Below are 17,897 nucleotides of genomic sequence, written 5' to 3'. Positions count from 1 at the left end.
AGAAAAAAATTGAAATTATAAAGGAGTTTAACAATGAAATTAAAAATCATACCTCTGCTGGTAATTCTGATTGTTGGTCTGAGTATTTTCGTAAGTGGATGTACGGATGCCGGAGATTCAGGGAATAATAGGAGTACAGGACAGGGAGCTGAAATTTCAGGAAACGAAGAACCCATAATAGTTGCCGTAAGCGTTGTCCCTCAAGCTGAGTTCGTAGAAAAAGTCGGAGGAGACAGGGTAAAAACAGTTGTTATAGTTCCTTCCGGGGCAGATCCTCATACTTATGAACCTTCTCCAAAGGAAGTCAAGGAAATCAGCAAAGCCAGCATGTTATTAACAGTAGGGGTTGGGATGCCTTTTGAAGAAGTCTGGATTGACAGGTTCGAGTCTATGAATAGCGATACTCTCATTATAAACTGCTCTGAAGGAATCGAACTGAAAAAGCTTGAAGGATATCACCATCATGAAGGGGAAGAAGGACATGATGAGGAGCTGGAAACCGGGCATGAAAACAAAAGTGAGGGGAATCATGAAGAACTGGACCCTCATATATGGACATCCCCTTCAAATGCAAAGATAATGGTCGAAGAGATTTATGAAGGGCTTGTAGAGCTCGATCCTGAAAATGAAGCTTATTATGCCCAGAATAGAGATGCTTATCTTGAAGAGCTGGATGCTCTGGATACGAGGATCCGGGAAAAACTTGAAGGAAAAGAAGAAAAAAATTTCATGGTTTATCATCCTTCCTGGGGCTATTTTGCTGCAGATTATGGGCTTAACATGATCTCCGTCGAAATTGAAGGAAAAGAGCCGAGTGCACAGGATCTTACTGAACTTGTGGACCTTGCAAAAGAAAAGGATGTCAAAGTTATTTTTGTCCAGGCTCAGTTCAGCACGAGGAGCGCGGAAGTTTTAGCTCAGGAAATCGGAGGAGAAGTTGTAGCTGTTGATCCTCTGGCAAAGAATTATATTGAGAATATGGACAGCGTCTCTGATATCTTTGCCAGAAACCTGGTGTAATATCGTGAACAGGCTTTCACTTAAATTATTGATAAAATCGTCGTTCAGGTTCTACATCTAAATATAAAAAGAACATAATTCGGGATAAGATAAAAACGATAATCTGAAGGAAGGTTAATGGAGAAGGTTATAGAGCTGGAGGATGTCTGGGTTCGCTATGGAAACCAGATAATCCTTGAAGCCGTGAATCTGGAATTGAAAGAGCCCAATGGGCTGCTCGGGATAATTGGACCTAACGGAGGAGGAAAGACCACACTCCTCAAAGTGCTCCTCGGGCTCCTGAAGCCTTATAAAGGCAATGTGAAGATCTTTGGGAAGCCTCCCGAAAAAAGCAGAGATCTTGTAGGATATGTCCCTCAGTACAGACGCTTTGACTTTGATTTTCCGATCAGCGTATGGGAAGTAGTCCTGACAGGAAGGATGAGCCATACGGGTTTTCTGAAAAAGTACAGTGAGGAAGACAAAAAAGCTGCTGAAGAAGCTCTGAAAACCGTGGAGATGTTTAATCTTAAAGACAGGCAGATAGGGCAGCTCTCAGGTGGGCAGCGGCAGAGGGTTTTTATTGCCCGTGCACTTGCCACAAAACCCAAACTCCTGCTTCTGGACGAGCCTAACTCCGGGCTTGACCCCCATATGCAGGACGAACTCTACAGGCTCCTGAACAGGCTCAAGCAGGAAATGGCGATCATTATGGTCACACATGACCTCAGCGCAGTTTCTGTTTATGTGGACAGGATAGCCTGCCTGAACCGTACTCTTCATTACCATAATTCAAAAGAGATCCCGGTTGAAGACCTGGAAGCTACCTACCAGTGTCCTGTAGAACTTATTGCTCACGGAGTGCCCCACAGAGTGCTTGAGAGGCATAAAGAGAGTCCCTGAAGATCAAGGATCAGGTTCGAAAAACAGTCTCTAAAGGAGAAATGAAAAATGTTTGATCTTCTTCAATATACTTTCATCCAGAACGCCCTTATAGCCGCAGTCCTTGCAAGTGTTGCCTGCGGAATAATAGGCTCATATGTTGTTGTTAAAAAGATTGTCTTTATCAGCGGGGGAATTGCCCATGCTTCATTCGGAGGAGTGGGACTTGGATATTACCTTGGTATCAATCCAATGTATGGAGTCCTCCCTTTCAGCCTTCTGTCAGCTCTCGTTATGGGTACCGTAAGCAAGAAGTCAAAAATCCCTGAGGACAGTGCAATAGGTATACTCTGGTCTCTTGGAATGGCTCTGGGAGTTATTTTTGTCTATCTCACTCCAGGATATGCTCCGGATCTGATGACCTACCTTTTCGGAAACATCCTTACAGTCCCCCGCCTGGATCTGTATCTTATGCTGGCTCTTGATATCATCATAGTAGGTGCAGTCTATCTATTTTATAAGGAGTTCCTTGCTTTATGTTTTGACGAGGAGTTTACAACTGTGCAGGGCGTTCCCACTGACAAACTTTACCTTTTCCTGCTCTGTATTATTGCCCTTACAATTGTGGTTCTTATCAAAGTTGTGGGAATCATCCTTGTAATAGCTCTTCTAACAATTCCTGCCACTATTAGCCGCAAGTTTACTCATAACCTGAAGAAAATGATGCTCATATCTACCGCTTTTGGGGCTGTTATCAGTGTCGCAGGAATAGGTCTATCCTATATTCTGGACGTTCCGTCAGGAGCCACTATTATTCTGGTGTTAAGTTTTGTTTATGGGTTTGTAGCTGTAGGGACGGAAATGTTCAAAGACAAAAATGCTTTTAAAAGCTGAAAAATTCTAAAATTAATTTTTTAGGGTTCTCAATCAGGACGGGTTGGAATATAAAAGCTCAAATATTTATTCCAGCATATATCAGTATTAATATATTTGAACATATTTTCTGGCAGAGCCGTATACAGATTTCTATAAAATTATATTTGGTCAGTTTTATTAAGACATAATTTTATATATGGTAAAATGCAAGAAGCCTAATCGTTAAATCAATTTTAAATTATACGACTTCAGGACCAGCTTTAAAACCGGCATCTCTGGAGTAATTAAGTGATGTAAATAAGTAATGTAAAAACGGTTTCCCAAAAGGAATTAAAAATGGAATTCAAAAATGAAATCCAAAAACGGAGTCCAACGCTCCATGTGAAATCCCTCAAAGCCGCTTCAAGTGGGGAAGCGATATGCTTGCAGAGGTTAAGGCAACCTGCGCAGAGCAGATCACTTGGATACACTTCAACCGATATATTTGCGCCTCCTATATACAGGTCCAGTAGGTGTATCCGGAAAAGCCACCTTAAAAAGGTAAATACCTGTTCCGTAAATACCTGTTCCGTCTGGCATTAAATCGTGACTGCCTGAACTAAAAAACTAATTATAAAATCTAAACTATAAAACGCCATACCAGGGTGATAAAATGGACCGCGAAACAACCCGGGATCAAAATATAGAAGAGAACGAAATTTTTGACGGTGAAAACCTCAACCTTCCGGATATTCCTCTTCCGGAAACAGACAATGTGCTGTACTCGATACTTAACTCCCTCAACCAGAATATCGCAGACTTTTACACGTTTGTGAAGTTCAACAGTTACCTCTCGGAAGACCACCTTAACGTTGAGTTGCTTAAAAGAAGTATGGGCATCCACAGGGACTTTGCGGCCCTTTTCCTGCATACTAAAGAGGAACTTATATTTACATATCCGGAATTCATCGAAAAGATTGAAAAACTGCTGTTTAAGGGGGAAGTGGGTACAGACTGTATAAAATATACACAAAAAATTTGCAGATCAATAAGTGATTATAAGATCGCTCTGCACAGAGAAGGTTATCTGCCAGACCTCAGAAGACAGCTGCCTCTTGTTGATATTTAATTTCCAGGCAACTTTAATTTCCAGGCAACTTTAATTTCCAGGCAACTTTCTTTTTTTCTATTTTTTTCACTTTTTTTCTGCCTTCCCTTATTCTTTTTCTACTTCTCTTAGTTCTTTTTGTTCCTTTCTACTCTTTTTCTACCTTTTCTTATCCTTTTTCTACTCTTCATTATTCATTTTCTATCCTTTTTCTATCAGTTTATTGAACTTTTTGTCTTTACAATTTAAGTTTCATTTATTACTCTTTCAATAATTTACAGTACCTCTAAAAGTTTATATTTGATTTTCAGTACATCCGTATCTTTATATTTATACAAAGACATTGGCGTGCAAGGCATCTGTGAAAAACGGCAGCCTAAAAAACGGTAATTTAAAAAACGGTAATTTAAAAACGGTAATTTAAAAACGGTAATTTAAAAAACGGTAATTTAAAAACGGTAATTTAAAAAACGGTAATTTAAAAACGGTAATTTAAAAACGGTAATTTAAAAAACGGTAATTTAAAAACGGTAATTTAAAAAACGGTAATTTAAAAAACGGTAATTTAAAAACGGCATTATAAAACAGATGCCTACCATCAATCAACATATCGATTTTAATTTTGCTCACAATGGTTATTTCTCTTCTTAGCTTTTAATTGTAAAATTTTCCAGCAACATGAAATTTTTTCCGGTAATTCTGAAGTTGAATATTTTGTTTCGATAAGCTTGTGAAAGTTCTTAATTTCATTGTAAAGCCTGTCAGAATAAATTTCGGAAAAATACCTTTACCCAATTCTCGAATGCTTAAATCTTTCACTCGAATTTACCCAAATCCAGAAAAGATATCATTTCCTCAATTTAATTTAGACCCTGAATAAAAATTAGTAAATTAGATGAAGGAATTATGCTTTCAGGAATTATGCCTTCATCCAGTTATTTTCTAAATCAAACCCGTTTTAATTTTTTTATCTGATGCTATTTTTATTTTCTTTTATACAGGTTTACAAGCAGGAATATTGCAAGTAGCCCGATTATGCCATAGATTAAAAACTCAGGTATACCTGTGTTTTCTTTCTTTTCTGGCTCCTTTTCAATACCTGCCTCTACATATCCGTCTTTTTGCTCAAAGCTTTTAATATCAGGTTCAAGCTCTATATTGCCAGTTTCTTTCTCTGTGTTTCCGTTCACATCGTCTGGTCTGGTGGAAGTTCTGGGGATGACACGGGCGCTATCACCGTTTCCACCCTTTTTAGTGTCATCTTTACTGTCATTGTCTCCACCGTTTCCTTTGTTTTCATCGCTTCCACCATTATCCTCCTGGTTTGAAGAGAGTTTGATCATCTGCTTCACACTGCTGCTCTCTTCTGGAAGCTCATTACAGGTTACGGTTGCCTTATTCTCTATGAACCCGTCTCCTCCACCATTAGTATTAATATCCTCGCTGGTTACCGTATAGTTTCCGAGGAATTTCCAGGCTTCACCCGGGTTTAACACTCCAGGATCAACATCGTCTCCTATCGGGCCTGCCAGTGTAATCATCGGGTCGCTTACCGAAACTCCTGTCAGGTTCGCATTGCCTTCATTCTTTACAAGTATCTGATATTCTATTATGTCTCCAGCTTTGTTGATTACACAATCTCCGGCTTCATCGGCTCCGATTATTGATTTATATATACAGTAATCGTGTTTCTTTTCTATCGGGTTTAGTCTGAGGTTCATAGTTGTCTGCTGTTGGAGTGTCGTCTACTGTTACAAGTGCAAAAAAAGTGACGATGTTTCCACAGGAAAAGTCTCCACTCTGTAATGATTCTACGACATTTTTACCCACACTAATGGTTCGATTATCGTAGGCTCCGCCACCAGTCAGGTGGTTGTAAGATTCGGGTGCTGAAGCTATGAAGTCGATCGAAAAATTAAAAACCGAAGAGAAAAACTGAAAGGAAATATAAGAAAACAAAAAGAAAGAAAATAAAATAAATCAAAAAAGTAGAACTTCAGTTTTTACTGAAGTCCGTAGTGTTTTATGTTCCAATCTGCCATAGCCTGGATTTTCTTGATTTCTTCTTCACCGCCTTCCATTGTGAAGAGGTGTTTGAAGCGCTTCTGAACTCTCAGATAATCCTCGACTGGCTTCGGGTCTTTGACCTTTCTGACCTGTGTGATTTCTCCGTTTTCCATTTCGTACATGGGCCAGAGACAGGTTTCCACTGCAAGCTTGGCAACTTCCAGGGTCTTAGACGTATCAAAACCCCAGCCTGTAGTACAGGGAGCATGGGCGTGGATATAAGTCGGGCCAACTATTTCTGTGGCTTTTTTGACTTTACGAATCATGTCTCTCGGGTAGCCGATTGAGGTTGTTGCAACATAAGGAGAGCCATGGGCTGCCATAATGGCAACCATATCCTTTTTTGGACGTGGATTTCCGAAAGAGAATTTTCCTGGAGGGCTTGTCGTTGTACTGGCATCGAAAGGAGTTCCGCTGCTGCGCTGAATCCCTGTATTCATGTAAGCTTCGTTGTCCATGCACACATAGGTGAAATCATGGCCGCGCTCAAAGGCGCCTGAGAGAGACCTGATCCCTATGTCCATAGTAGAGCCGTCGCCACCTATTGATATGACCTTGGTATCATTCTTTTTGCCAAGGGCTATCAGGGCAGCTTCCACACCTGAAGCCACTGCACCTGCGTTTTCAAACAGGGAGTGGATCCATGGAACCTGCCAGGCAGAATTCGGGAAAGGAGTGGTCATTACTTCAAGGCAGCCTGTAGGGTTAACCACAATACAGTTTGGGCCTGCGCCCATGAGTGTGAACTTTGCGGCAAAGGCGTCACAGCATCCTGCACAGCCGCTGTGCCCGGAGGCAAGATATGTTTTAGGTGCAGCTTTACTCATAGCAACTCCTCCCTGAGATCCAGGAACTGGCTCTCGACCGTTATTCCGGATTTTGCAACTTTCTTGGTTTCTTCAATAATCTTGGCGATGCTTTCCGCACGAATGTCACGGCCCCCATGCCCCACAGTATAACCCACTACAGGGACGCGGATCTTGCTGTTATAGAGACAGGACTTTGTTTCGGTAAAGAGGGCTCCTTCATTTGTACCAATTGAAATGTTCTTGTCGAGCACAACTACTGCGTGGGCGTTCTTAATAGCCTCGCGAATCTGCTCTACCGGGAAAGGTCTGAAGGACCTGACCTTTAAGACACCGACCTTTTCTCCCCGTGTCCTGTACTGGTCAACAACATCCTTAACAGTCCCTAGAATAGAGCCCATAGACATGATTATTATTTCAGCATCATCGAGATGGTACCCGTCAATAAGCCCTCCATGGAACCTGCCGAAAATTTCTTCGAACTCCTTAGCAACAGATTCAATCTTCGGAAGAGCTTTCTGCATTGCCTGTTCCTGCAGGAACCTGAACTCCTCATAAGTATCCGGGGCTGCAAAGGCTCCGAAAGTCTGAGGATCTTCAGGGTCAAGAATGTTTTCGGGATGGAAAGGTGGAAGGAAATTATCTGTCAGTTCCTGCTCAAGCAGGACAACAGGCTCGTAGACGTGAGACAGGATAAAACCGTCCATGCAGACCATACCTGGCAGCATGATGTCACTGTCTTCTGCGATCTTGTAGATCTGAGGAAGGGTGTCAGCAGCTTCCTGAACATCTTCTACATAGAGCTGAAGCCAGCCTGTATCTCTCTGAGCAATTGAGTCCTGGTGGTCGTTCCAGATGTTAATTGGAGCACCAACTGCCCTGTTTGCCACTGTCATTATAATCGGGAGCCTCATTCCTGAAGCATTAAAAAGCACTTCATGCATGAGCAGAAGCCCCTGTGAGGTGGTGGCTGAATAGGTTCTTGCGCCTACTGCGGAGGCTCCTACCAGGGCAGAGATTGCCGAGAATTCTGATTCCACATTAATGTACTCACAATTGGGGACTTCTCCGTCTGCCATGAACTGAGACAGGTTTTCAACAATATGAGTCTGAGGAGTAATCGGGTAGGCTGAGATCACATTTGGGCGGCAGATTTTTGTAGCATGGGCCACAGCATAGGAGCCTTCTACAACAACCATTTTTCCCTTGTATGCCGGATTAATCATTATTTCTCCTCCAGAACCATTTCAATTGCGTCTGCAGGGCACTCATTTGCACAGACGCCGCAACCTTTACAGTAATCATAATCATATTCAAAAAAGCCATCTTCTCTAGGCTTTACAGACATGTCAGGGCACACCATCTCACAGATTCCGCACTTGGTACATTTTTCGTAAATATATACGGGACGGAAGTTTCTCCAGCCACCGGTTTTGTTTTTAAGTGTTGAACCGGGTTTGCATGTTCTGCAGCGCGAAATATTTAAACCGTTTTTTTCCAGATCTGTTTTTAGCACTTCTGGACGAATTTTGCGGTCCTGTTCTGTTTTAGAGCTCATTTTTCTTCCCCCCTGATCAGCTGATAGGCTTTCTGAATTGCTTTTGCATTCTTTTCTCCGATTTTTCCGGAAAAACGAGCCCTTATGGCTTTCTGGATTGACTCTACATTAATCTCTCCAGTTGCGCCCGCAAAAGCTCCGAGAAGGACAGTGTTTACGATAGGAATACCCATAACGTCCATTGCTACTTTTGTAGCGTCCACGGTCATTACCTTTGCTTTCGTATTAAGCTTGAGGCTCTCTGGCTTTTCTGTGGTGTTAACTATGATGATTCCGTCATCTTTTATTCCGCTTGCAACATCAACAGTTTCAAGCAGAGTGGCATCCTGGACAATAACATAATCCGGGGCGTAAATCTGACTTCTGAGCCTTATTGGACTGTCACTGATTCTTGTGAATGCCTGCACAGGGGCACCTCTTCGCTCTACCCCAAAAGCGGGGAAGGCCTGGCTGAACTTTCCATCTTCAAAAGCTGCAACAGAAAGCATTTCAGCAGCAGTAACAGAACCCTGGCCTCCTCGACCGTGTATTCTGATCTCCTTCATCTGGATTCTCCTTTATAATGCGTTTTTAAGGTTTAATTTAGGTTTTCTATCATTTGTTTGAAATTTTCACTGTTCTCGGCAGTCTGTTTGGCATACTTATGATTTAGTTGTCAGCACACTGCTGTTAACTGAGTTATTGTTAATTGAGTTAACCTGAAGTTAATTTCTATATATAATACTTGTCAGTTTAAGGGGGTTGACTTACCCCTATGTAATTCTTAACCGGATTTTGTCAGACACTATAAACACCCAGAGTGATCTTGCGCTAATCAAAACTCTGGGCGGCAAAATTGTGAACCTGAAAGTATTCATATTATTGGATCATAGTATTTTGAATTTAATATATTCTTAATTGTATCTTCACGCCGTTTGGTGCCTGATAGTTCATGGATAATAGTGTAGATTATTATTAGGTTTTCGGTGAAAGTCGTAAAATTACTTATAAATACTTCTAATCAGAAATTATTTTTTAGGTGTTTTATAATTATTGTTCTCAGGTTAACCTGCCGATTAACAACGTTTTTTTTCCTTGTTGCCGTAAACAAAGCTTTGCTCCAAAAAAGAGATATTTTAATATATTTCCTGGCAAAAACTTCTTATCAGTTCAGTTATGGCTTTTCCATCTTCCAAACCATTGATTTTTTCCCTGACATGCCGCGAGCCGCGAAGTCCTTTGGTAAACCAGTGTGCGTGCATTCTCAGGTTTATGGATGAAAGCAGGTTGTGTTCTTCAAGGAGTGAAATATAAGAGTTAAAATCCTCAAGCTGCCTGAAAGGCTTATCTGCTCCAAGCTTTTCGCCGGTTTCCAGGTAGTGCCTGATTTTTTTGAATATAAATGGGTTGCCCATTGCTGCACGCCCTATCATGAGTCCGTCGCAGCCTGTTAATTCTAACGTCCTTTCTGCAGATTCTTCATCTTTTACATCCCCGTTTGCGATGACCGGGATAGAAAGTTCATTTTTGACAGCTCTTATCCCCTCAAGATTCGAGTTACCTGAATACATCTGTGCTGCCGTCCTGCCGTGCACGGTCACAGCTGATGCCCCCGCCTTTTCTATCAGGCGGGCAATTTCAAGCGTTTTTTCCTCTCTTCCGAGGAGTCTGATTTTTGCGCTGACCGGAGTGTCAAGTGACTCTGTCAGCTCCAAGATTATTGAATATACAAGTTCCGGAGAGTTGAGAAGGGCAGAACCACAGCCAGCGCCTGTAATACATCTTGCGGGGCAGCCCATGTTGACATCAATAATCTCGGGCCTGTACTCTTCTTCAATAAAGAGTGCAGCTCTTTTTAACTTATCAGGACACCCTCCTACGAGTTGAACTCCAAAAGGTCTGTCCTCCTCAGAGCTCAGCCCTTTAATGAAAGACTTTCTGCTTTCATTGAGCAAAGCATCTACATTTATCATTTCGGTATATGTAAGGTCAGCTCCATACCTCCTGCAAAGCAGCCTGAAAGCCAGATTTGTTACATCTGCCATAGGTGCGAGAAGGAGGTTTCCAGAAAGCTCTGTCCTGCCAATTTTCAGTTTTTTAAGTTTCATGTTTCTTACGATTTTGAACTGGTTTTTATATTCTATCTTTGATTTTTATTTCAGGTTTCTCTTCATTCTGGAGACATTTATACTTACGGATTAATATTCACGGTCTACCCGGATTTGCTGAAGCTCAAAAAGATTTCGTAAGAATCCTGAAAAGGTCAAATAGACGCTGGGAAGGATAGCTTCTTAAAATTAAGTTAAAAATAAGTGAAGTTAAAGATGCTGGAGATAGATCAATTAAACTTCACAATTAAATCTCAAATGTAAATTATTGAAAATGAAGGAAAAACATCAATTATTGAATCTGAAAAAAATATAAATTATGGAATTTCTGTTTGCTGACGGTTGTGTGGTCCAAAGGGCTCATGAAAAGAGCAGCCTGATATGTCCAAGGTAAGGAATCCTGTATCTTGCAACTCCAATTATCCATTCATCCTTTACAGGCACGTAGTAGCTTATCTGTCCTTCCTGGTCATAGTGCCTGTTAGTTACAGGGTTATCTCCCTTGGTAATGTATCCCGCATATGGGGCAACAGGACCGTCTTCCCACATAGGCTCTCCGGCTTCCACTCTGTACATTGCTCTATGTATTATGGGAGTTATGCTGTCCTCCCCATAGGGTCGGTAGAGAATCACATCTCCATAGTCTCCGAAGGTCATATAGTCTGAATTTTTTCCTTCTTGATTGGTAACAAGATCGACCCTGTCAATATTTTTTATGAAAATAATGTCCCCTACCTGCATATGAGGTTCCATGCTTCCCGATTCCACTGCAACCATAGGGGTCCAGAGTCCGAATGCCAGTTTGGAAAGAACCATAAAGGCTATCAGGACAGCCGCAACCGACAGCAAATCCTTTCCAAAGGAAACCAGGAAACTTTCTTCTTCCTGGGTATTTTTTTGTGTATTATTTTTACTCATAGTAAGCCTTTATTCCCTTTGTCTTATTCTTCTGGTGCTGTATTATATTTATATCTCATTCGGTCTGTAACCTTTTCAGCACTTTATTAATCAGATCACCAATATTTTTTAATGTTTTGTATGAATCTGGTTATCGTATATTCTAGTATGAATCCGGTTATCGTATATTCTAGTATGAATCCGGTTATCGTATATTTAATCTAATTAACATATGATCCGATTTTTAAATATTTAATTGATTATAATTTATTTAACCCAATTGTTGGATATTTAATCTGACACATGTGTTTAATCTGATGTCGAGATTCTATCTGGTCATCGTGTATTTTCTGGTCATCGTGTATTTAATCCATATCCAGATTTTTTAACCAGGTTATTATGTATTTAGTCTAATTAATCTAATTATTATGCTTTTAATTTTACTGGACTTTTTGTTTAATCCAGGACTTTTCAGTATATTCGCTTTTATGATTTGTTTTTCTCCTATATTAAATTAAAATTTATCATCTGGATGTGTTATTTTTATGGATTTCTTTTTAATAAATAGACTGAAATTCCATAGGATTTGATACGTTGTTCAGAAATTTGTTTCTAGTATAATCCGAAAACAAAAAAAAATCTGGAATATAAAGAATCTGGAATACAAAGAATCTGGAATACAAAGAATCTGGAATACAAAGAATCTGGAATACAAAGAATCTGGAATACAAAGAATCTGGAATATAAAGAATCTGGAGTATAAATAATTCTTTGAGAGTATCATATTTTACTTAGTATCAGAGTAATACAGGCAGTTAAAAGAAGACACACATTTATTTATTCTAATGTAAAAAAGACAACTGGCAGGCAGACTCTTAAACAGTCCTCATGTAATATTATAAAAGTACCTAATATAATTCTTAGGACGTTATCAATGGTTATATCAAGATCGTTAGCAATTGTATGTTAATTATACTTCAATATACTGTACATATACTATCATTATTGCACATATACTGTACATGCACTATGCATTATTACACATATAATGTACATATACCGATATTATAGTACTAACAGAAGTTCTCAGATAATATTGAGAATAAAAATAATTTACCAGGACTATACAATATTATTCTGGTTGTATCGAATTATTTTTGTATGTGATTATTTTTTATATTTTAAATGGGTCTTTCCCTTAATTCTTTTGACTTCAAGTTGTTGGATATAATGGAGTAAGGGTCTATTAAATTCTGACAGTCAAGAGACCAGGTCGGGTAATCAGGTCGAAATTATGAATGAAATTGATATTGTAAGGGCAGTAACAGAAGAAGGGTATCAGATAAGCCCTTCAGCAGTAGAGCTAATTAAATCAAGTATTTCCCCTGAAAGCCTTCTAAAATACGTCCTTTCAACTATTGATGACTGTATTTTTGTTATTGAATCTGAACATATCGATCTGAAAGGTTTTGAAGCTTCGAAAAAGGCTTTTGACGCTTCTGAATCTCCCTCGCTAACACTTTCTCGAGCACAGTCAGGTAACATGTCCGCAGGAAATATGTCTTCAGGAAATAAACCTTCAGATGTCATTTCCTCCCCTTCCTCAGAACCCGTAAATTCTGATAGGTTAAATAATTCTGAAAAGGTAAAAACTCCTGGTTCTCTTTCAGACTCTCTCGAGGAAGAGGGATCAACTTTGAGTGTTGAAACGGAAGTGGTTTCAGGGTTTGATATCCCTCACAACAATCCAGTAACAGATTCCGACATCTCTTTTTCTCAGGAGCCTGCTTCTGATATTGCTGCCCACGGTTCTCTAGCCAGTACTGTTTATCCATCTTCTGGCGGGATAGAAAAACAGGTTTCTTCTTTTTTCGGAGAGGCCGGCTCTAAATCGTTTTCTGCTTTTAAAAGCGCTTCCAGAGCTGACTCCTTTTTCTCAAATGAAGGAGCTCTTTCTTCAAGTTCCAGAGCTGAAGGAGTCAGGCATATTTCTGGCCTTAACCCCATTACAGTGCTTTCCGACATCACCGGGCATTCAACCTGTGTCGGAGAGTATGTGCAGTTCGTGCAATACTTCAGAGATAGATACAGCAAGCTCTCTGAAATCCTCAGGGGCAGGATGAATGCACGCCCTATAGAAAGTTTGAAGAAGAGGAGTTTTAGGCGCGGATCAGACGGCGGTAATGAGGAGCTATCCATTATAGGGATTGTTTCGGATATCAGCAGCACCAATAATGGGCACAAAATTCTTTCTCTGGAGGACTCTACAGGCTCTTTTTCAGTCCTTATCCGGAACAGCGATAAAGAACTCTACGAACTGGCTTCGCGGCTTATTCTGGATGAGGTTATCGGAGTAACAGGCTCGGTTACAAATGACGGAAACCTTATGCTTGCTACAAAGATTCTTCAGCCTGATGTCCCGAACAGTATACAGCACAGGACAGGAAGCCACGGAAAAGTTGTGCTTATTTCGGATGTACATGTGGGAAGTTCCCAGTTTCTTGAAGACGCCTGGCTGGATTTTCTGGATTTTTTAAAAGGAGAGTCTGATTCTGAAGAGATGAGGGAGATCGCGTCCCAGGTCCGTTATCTGGTTGTTGCAGGAGACCTTGTGGATGGAATTGGGATCTATCCTGACCAGGAAATGGAACTCGATATTCTTGATGTTTATGAACAGTACAGGAAAGCGGCCGATTACTTTAAAGAAATTCCCAGACACATTCGTGTGATTATAAGTCCCGGAAACCATGATGCTGTACGCCAGGCAGAACCGCAGCCTGCCCTGCCTGAGAGGATCTGTGCGGACTTTCCTGAAAATGTCACATTCGTAGGCAACCCTGCTCTTGTGGACCTTGATGGAATCCGAATACTTATCTATCACGGAAGGTCGATTGATGATCTTGTGGCAAGTGTTCCGGGAGTTTCATATCATGAGCCTGCAGGTGCAGTCCTTGAAATGCTTAAGCGCAGGCATCTTGCTCCAACATACGGAAGCCGCGTTTCCATATCCCCGGAGAAAAAAGACTATTTTATAATTGATCCAGTTCCTGATATTATTCACACCGGGCACGTCCATACCCTGGGAGTCCAGCGCTATAAAAATGTCCTTCTGGTCAATTCCGGAACATGGCAGGCACAAACTGAGTTCCAGAAACGTGTAAATCTCGTTCCAGTGCCGGCTCGGGTTCCAGTTGTGGATCTTGCAGATTTTGATGTAAAGATCCTGGCATTCGATTAAATTAAGTTGACCGAATCTTTTTGATCAGGACAGGACTGAGAATTCTAATTGCTCTGCCATCTGTGTGCTCTACCTGCAGTTCTCTAAAATTATTTTCCGATCCTTATATATACCACAAAGAATTAATATCCGAAAAATGCCGCTTGAAGAAAAAAAGAAAGAACAGGAAAATTTCGGGGAAAACCTTCCTGAAGTCCAGGAAGAAAACACAGGTGAAGAGCAGACTTCTCTTCCCTTTGATATCCCTGATTTTGCTACCCTTCTTAAAAAGCAGGGCTATGCCCTGGCAGGCCGCCACTCGGCTGTAAAGACCTGTCTCTGGCTCCGGAAAGCCATGAACGACGAAGGCTTCTGCTACAAATCGAAATTTTACGGAGTTCAGTCCCACCGATGCCTTCAGATGACTCCAACTCTTATGTGCAACCAGCGCTGTCTTTTCTGCTGGCGTCCTACTGAGGTTCCTGTGCCCGCGCCCGGAGAATGGGACTTTCCTGAAAAGATAGTTGAGGAAAGCATTGCCTGCCAGCGCAAATTGATTACGGGTTTCGGTGGCTCTCCAAATGCACTCCGGGAACGCTGGCTTGAGGGCAATCAGCCCAATAATGTCGCAATCTCACTGTCCGGAGAGCCAACATTTTACCCTTACCTTCCGGAACTCATTGAGGAATACGAAAAAAGAGGATTTACTACCTTTCTGGTAACAAATGGAACTGTCCCCTCGATGCTCGCAAAAGTTAATCCTTCCCAATTATACATGAGCCTTGACGCCCCTGACCTTGAGACCTATCTCAGGATCTGCCAGCCAAAATCTCCTGCACTCTGGGACAGGATAAATGAGTCCCTGGACATCATGAAGGATAAATCCTCGCGGACAGTCATCAGAACCACTCTTGTTAAGGGTGAAAACATATTCAATCCGGAAGGTTACGCCGAAATGATTAAAAAAGCCTCACCGGATTTTGTTGAAATTAAAGCCTATATGCACCTTGGTTTCTCACGGCTTCGCCTTGAACGCTCTGCCATGCCGTCTCATGAAGAAGTGCTTGAATTTTCAAAAGAACTCGCAAAGCACCTGGGATATGAAATTGCAGACGAATCCGAAATCAGCCGGGTAGTTTTGCTTTCAAAGGACGGAAGAAAATCTCCTGTAAAAAAGAAGTAGTAAAAAGAAGTAGTAAAAAGAAGTAGTAAAAAGAAGCAGTAAAAAGAAGCAGTAAAAAGAAGCAGTAAAAAGAAGTAGTAAAAAGAAGTAGTAAAAAGAAGCAGTAAAAAGAAGCAGTAAAAAGAAGCAGTAAAAAGAAGCAGTAAAAAAGACTTCTTGTCCGGATTAAAATCTTGCTGTTTGACCTTCTTTTTTCATTCTCTTTTCTATTATTACCTACCTTTCCATTTTTATGTTTTCTGGTTCTTTCTATCTTTCAAGAAACTGGTTTTTTGGGAATCAGAAAACAGAAAAATTTTTATAGTTTCGTGAATATATAAAATAAGTTGGGGTATAGAAACAAATATAAACCTAAGTTTCAATTAGGGTATGATCCCGTCAGGGGATAATTTAATCTAAATTAAACAAACTTTTAACTATTACATACAGTCTGAGTAAGATTATGTCTCATATCTAGTGCGATCAAAAGGGTGCGAAATCTGTCAGGTTTGCATAGCATAAATGCAGGCTTTAGCGAATGGTTTCGCAGCTTGTCTGGATGCTGGCTTCTGAAAGATGTATTTTCCACTCTCAGGTTCTTCGCGTTTCAGGCGGTTTTTATACCCGGATTTCGGGTGAGACAGGAACTCACTGTGTGATTTATCCTTATCAAATCCTCCAGTTATCCGTTGTATACAACCGATATGCTAAGCAAATATTTTACTTAATAACTATATTTACAATTACTGGATTTACTAAAGCTAAATTAATCTGGCTAACGAAACAATTTAAAGTTTCAATTCGCTAACAAAGTCACAATAATCACGAATCATACTTCTTTATTCATCGGGGAATTCTTAAAATGACTGAACAATCCGCACATGAAAAATACGAATTTAAAAAGAAGCTTGAGGGTCTCAGGGACAAGAAAGGAAGAAGCACTGAGCTTATATCTCTCTATATCCCTCCTGATAAGCAAATTTTCGATGTCACAAACCAGTTAAAAGACGAGCATGGGCAGGCTGCTAATATCAAGTCCAAGCTTACGAGGACAAATGTTCAGGGGGCAATCGAGTCTCTGCTTTCAAGGCTCAGATACTTGGACAAAGTGCCTGAGAACGGGATAGTATACTTTACGGGTGCTGTTGATATAGGAGCTAATAAGACGAGCATGGAAAGCGAGGTAATCGTTCCTCCTGACCCCATCACTGTCTATAAGTATCACTGTGATTCATCTTTCTATCTTGAGCCTCTTGAGGACATGCTTAAAGATAAGAACACTTACGGACTTCTGGTTCTTGACCGCAGGGAAGCAACCATAGGTCTTCTTGTGGGAAAAAGAATCCAGCCTTTCCGCAACCTGACATCAACAGTTCCGGGAAAGCAGAGGAAAGGAGGTCAGAGTGCCCACCGTTTCCAGCAGCTCAGGCTTATCGCAATCCATGACTTTTACAAGAGGATAGGAGATGCTGCAAGTGAAGTCTTCATGGCTGTTGACCACAAAGACCTCAAGGGTGTGCTTATTGGAGGTCCCTCTCCGACAAAAGAAGAGTTTCATGCAGGGGAGTTTTTGCACCATGAACTCATGAAGAAAATCCTTGGACTCTTTGATACGGCATACACCGATGAATCCGGGCTTTCCGAGCTTGTTAATGCTGCAGGTGAAAAGCTTCAGGACCTTGAACTCATGGGCCAGAAAAATGCTGTCAGAGACTTTTTCAAGGAACTGATCGCCGATTCGGGTAAGGTAGCCTACGGTGAATCTCAGGTAAGGGCAAACCTTGAGATTAATTCTGTGGACGTGCTCCTGCTTTCCGAAGATCTGCGTGCAGAAAGAGTAACTACAAAATGCAGTGTCTGCGGATATGAAAACAAGTGGACAAGGCGCTGGAAACCCGGAGAACCCGCACCTGCAGCAGGGAACTGTCCCAAGTGTGGCTCTTCTCTTGAGGTTACGGATGTTACTGATATTGTTGACGAATTCTCTGAGCTTGCCGACAAAAGTAATGCAAAAGTGGTCTTCGTATCCACAGACTTTGATGAAGGTTCTCAGCTCATGAACGCCTTTGGAGGCATAGCTGCAATCCTGAGATACAATACCGGAGTCTGATCTCATTCAGGGGCAAAGTCCCCTCCTCCTATCCGGTAATTTTTTACCCAATACTTTTTTAATTCAATTGTCCTTTAGATCAGTGGATCAGGAGTTGTAAATTAAAAATATTATACCAGTCAAATCCTGGGTCAATATTAATCGATAGG

At 41.0% G+C, this 17,897-nt stretch carries 14 protein-coding genes; 7 read left to right on the top strand and 7 right to left on the bottom strand.

The window, feature by feature from the left end:
- Positions 1 to 33: 33 nt before the first annotated feature.
- From MSMAS_RS17700 to MSMAS_RS17680, 4 genes are all read left to right on the top strand, one after another.
- On the top strand, positions 34 to 1,020 hold the full coding sequence (locus MSMAS_RS17700) for a metal ABC transporter solute-binding protein, Zn/Mn family (RefSeq protein WP_011033279.1): 987 nt from the start codon (positions 34 to 36) through the stop codon (positions 1,018 to 1,020).
- Between the two features lie 117 nt (positions 1,021 to 1,137).
- Positions 1,138 to 1,902, top strand: a complete 765-nt coding sequence (locus MSMAS_RS17695) for a metal ABC transporter ATP-binding protein (RefSeq protein ID WP_011033280.1) — start codon at positions 1,138 to 1,140, stop codon at positions 1,900 to 1,902.
- A gap of 48 nt (positions 1,903 to 1,950) precedes the next feature.
- Positions 1,951 to 2,775, top strand: a complete 825-nt coding sequence (locus MSMAS_RS17690) for a metal ABC transporter permease (RefSeq protein ID WP_011033281.1) — start codon at positions 1,951 to 1,953, stop codon at positions 2,773 to 2,775.
- 634 nt (positions 2,776 to 3,409) lie between these two features.
- Positions 3,410 to 3,865: a hypothetical protein gene (locus MSMAS_RS17680; RefSeq protein ID WP_011033282.1), complete on the top strand. Its 456-nt coding sequence runs from the start codon at positions 3,410 to 3,412 to the stop codon at positions 3,863 to 3,865.
- A 962-nt stretch (positions 3,866 to 4,827) separates the two neighbouring features.
- Here the strand turns inward: MSMAS_RS17680 and MSMAS_RS17675 are convergent.
- From MSMAS_RS17675 to MSMAS_RS17645, 7 genes are all read right to left on the bottom strand, one after another.
- Positions 4,828 to 5,565: a DUF7507 domain-containing protein gene (locus MSMAS_RS17675; RefSeq protein WP_048046881.1), complete on the bottom strand. Its 738-nt coding sequence runs from the start codon at positions 5,563 to 5,565 to the stop codon at positions 4,828 to 4,830.
- A gap of 282 nt (positions 5,566 to 5,847) precedes the next feature.
- A complete protein-coding gene (porB, locus tag MSMAS_RS17670) occupies positions 5,848 to 6,738 on the bottom strand; it encodes a pyruvate synthase subunit PorB (protein ID WP_011033285.1) in 891 nt (296 codons plus the stop codon).
- Positions 6,735 to 7,943, bottom strand: a complete 1,209-nt coding sequence (gene porA / locus MSMAS_RS17665; protein WP_011033286.1) for a pyruvate synthase subunit PorA — start codon at positions 7,941 to 7,943, stop codon at positions 6,735 to 6,737. Before porA ends, porB begins: the two co-directional genes overlap by 4 nt.
- A complete protein-coding gene (gene porD, locus MSMAS_RS17660; RefSeq protein ID WP_011033287.1) occupies positions 7,943 to 8,275 on the bottom strand; it encodes a pyruvate synthase subunit PorD in 333 nt (110 codons plus the stop codon). Before porD ends, porA begins: the two co-directional genes overlap by 1 nt.
- Entirely contained in the window at positions 8,272 to 8,820 is a 549-nt protein-coding gene (locus MSMAS_RS17655; protein ID WP_011033288.1) for a pyruvate ferredoxin oxidoreductase subunit gamma, read from the bottom strand. Before MSMAS_RS17655 ends, porD begins: the two co-directional genes overlap by 4 nt.
- A gap of 570 nt (positions 8,821 to 9,390) precedes the next feature.
- Positions 9,391 to 10,362, bottom strand: a complete 972-nt coding sequence (gene dusB / locus MSMAS_RS17650; RefSeq protein ID WP_011033289.1) for a tRNA dihydrouridine synthase DusB — start codon at positions 10,360 to 10,362, stop codon at positions 9,391 to 9,393.
- Between the two features lie 360 nt (positions 10,363 to 10,722).
- Positions 10,723 to 11,280 carry a S26 family signal peptidase gene (locus MSMAS_RS17645; protein ID WP_011033290.1) on the bottom strand — a complete coding sequence of 186 codons (558 nt, stop codon included), beginning with the start codon at positions 11,278 to 11,280 and terminating at the stop codon, positions 10,723 to 10,725.
- A gap of 1,273 nt (positions 11,281 to 12,553) precedes the next feature.
- Between MSMAS_RS17645 and MSMAS_RS17640 the strand changes: the two genes are divergently transcribed.
- The 3 genes from MSMAS_RS17640 to prf1 all read left to right on the top strand — a co-directional run bounded on the left by MSMAS_RS17640 (position 12,554) and on the right by prf1 (position 17,748).
- On the top strand, positions 12,554 to 14,497 hold the full coding sequence (locus MSMAS_RS17640) for a DNA-directed DNA polymerase II small subunit (protein ID WP_011033291.1): 1,944 nt from the start codon (positions 12,554 to 12,556) through the stop codon (positions 14,495 to 14,497).
- A 136-nt stretch (positions 14,498 to 14,633) separates the two neighbouring features.
- Entirely contained in the window at positions 14,634 to 15,659 is a 1,026-nt protein-coding gene (twy1, locus tag MSMAS_RS17635; protein ID WP_048041259.1) for a 4-demethylwyosine synthase TYW1, read from the top strand.
- An 841-nt stretch (positions 15,660 to 16,500) separates the two neighbouring features.
- Complete coding sequence (gene prf1, locus MSMAS_RS17630; RefSeq protein ID WP_011033293.1) at positions 16,501 to 17,748, top strand: peptide chain release factor aRF-1; 1,248 nt, start codon at positions 16,501 to 16,503, stop codon at positions 17,746 to 17,748.
- The last annotated feature ends 149 nt before the right edge of the window (positions 17,749 to 17,897 follow it).

Origin of the sequence: Methanosarcina mazei S-6 (assembly GCF_000970205.1) — an archaeon.
In the GTDB taxonomy this organism is placed as follows: domain Archaea; phylum Halobacteriota; class Methanosarcinia; order Methanosarcinales; family Methanosarcinaceae; genus Methanosarcina; species Methanosarcina mazei.
Note: the sequence above shows the minus strand (reverse complement) of the source record. Positions and strands in the feature narration are given on the sequence as shown.

What these genes read in the sequence shown, in the direction of transcription:
- MSMAS_RS17700 (WP_011033279.1), top strand. Translation starts at nt 34, where the DNA reads ATGAAATTAAAAATCATACCTCTGCTGGTAATTCTGATTGTTGGTCTG.
- MSMAS_RS17695 (WP_011033280.1), top strand. Translation starts at nt 1,138, where the DNA reads ATGGAGAAGGTTATAGAGCTGGAGGATGTCTGGGTTCGCTATGGAAAC.
- MSMAS_RS17690 (WP_011033281.1), top strand. Translation starts at nt 1,951, where the DNA reads ATGTTTGATCTTCTTCAATATACTTTCATCCAGAACGCCCTTATAGCC.
- MSMAS_RS17680 (WP_011033282.1), top strand. Translation starts at nt 3,410, where the DNA reads ATGGACCGCGAAACAACCCGGGATCAAAATATAGAAGAGAACGAAATT.
- MSMAS_RS17675 (WP_048046881.1), bottom strand. Translation starts at nt 5,565, where the DNA reads ATGAACCTCAGACTAAACCCGATAGAAAAGAAACACGATTACTGTATA.
- porB (WP_011033285.1), bottom strand. Translation starts at nt 6,738, where the DNA reads ATGAGTAAAGCTGCACCTAAAACATATCTTGCCTCCGGGCACAGCGGC.
- porA (WP_011033286.1), bottom strand. Translation starts at nt 7,943, where the DNA reads ATGATTAATCCGGCATACAAGGGAAAAATGGTTGTTGTAGAAGGCTCC.
- porD (WP_011033287.1), bottom strand. Translation starts at nt 8,275, where the DNA reads ATGAGCTCTAAAACAGAACAGGACCGCAAAATTCGTCCAGAAGTGCTA.
- MSMAS_RS17655 (WP_011033288.1), bottom strand. Translation starts at nt 8,820, where the DNA reads ATGAAGGAGATCAGAATACACGGTCGAGGAGGCCAGGGTTCTGTTACT.
- dusB (WP_011033289.1), bottom strand. Translation starts at nt 10,362, where the DNA reads ATGAAACTTAAAAAACTGAAAATTGGCAGGACAGAGCTTTCTGGAAAC.
- MSMAS_RS17645 (WP_011033290.1), bottom strand. Translation starts at nt 11,280, where the DNA reads ATGAGTAAAAATAATACACAAAAAAATACCCAGGAAGAAGAAAGTTTC.
- MSMAS_RS17640 (WP_011033291.1), top strand. Translation starts at nt 12,554, where the DNA reads ATGAATGAAATTGATATTGTAAGGGCAGTAACAGAAGAAGGGTATCAG.
- twy1 (WP_048041259.1), top strand. Translation starts at nt 14,634, where the DNA reads ATGCCGCTTGAAGAAAAAAAGAAAGAACAGGAAAATTTCGGGGAAAAC.
- prf1 (WP_011033293.1), top strand. Translation starts at nt 16,501, where the DNA reads ATGACTGAACAATCCGCACATGAAAAATACGAATTTAAAAAGAAGCTT.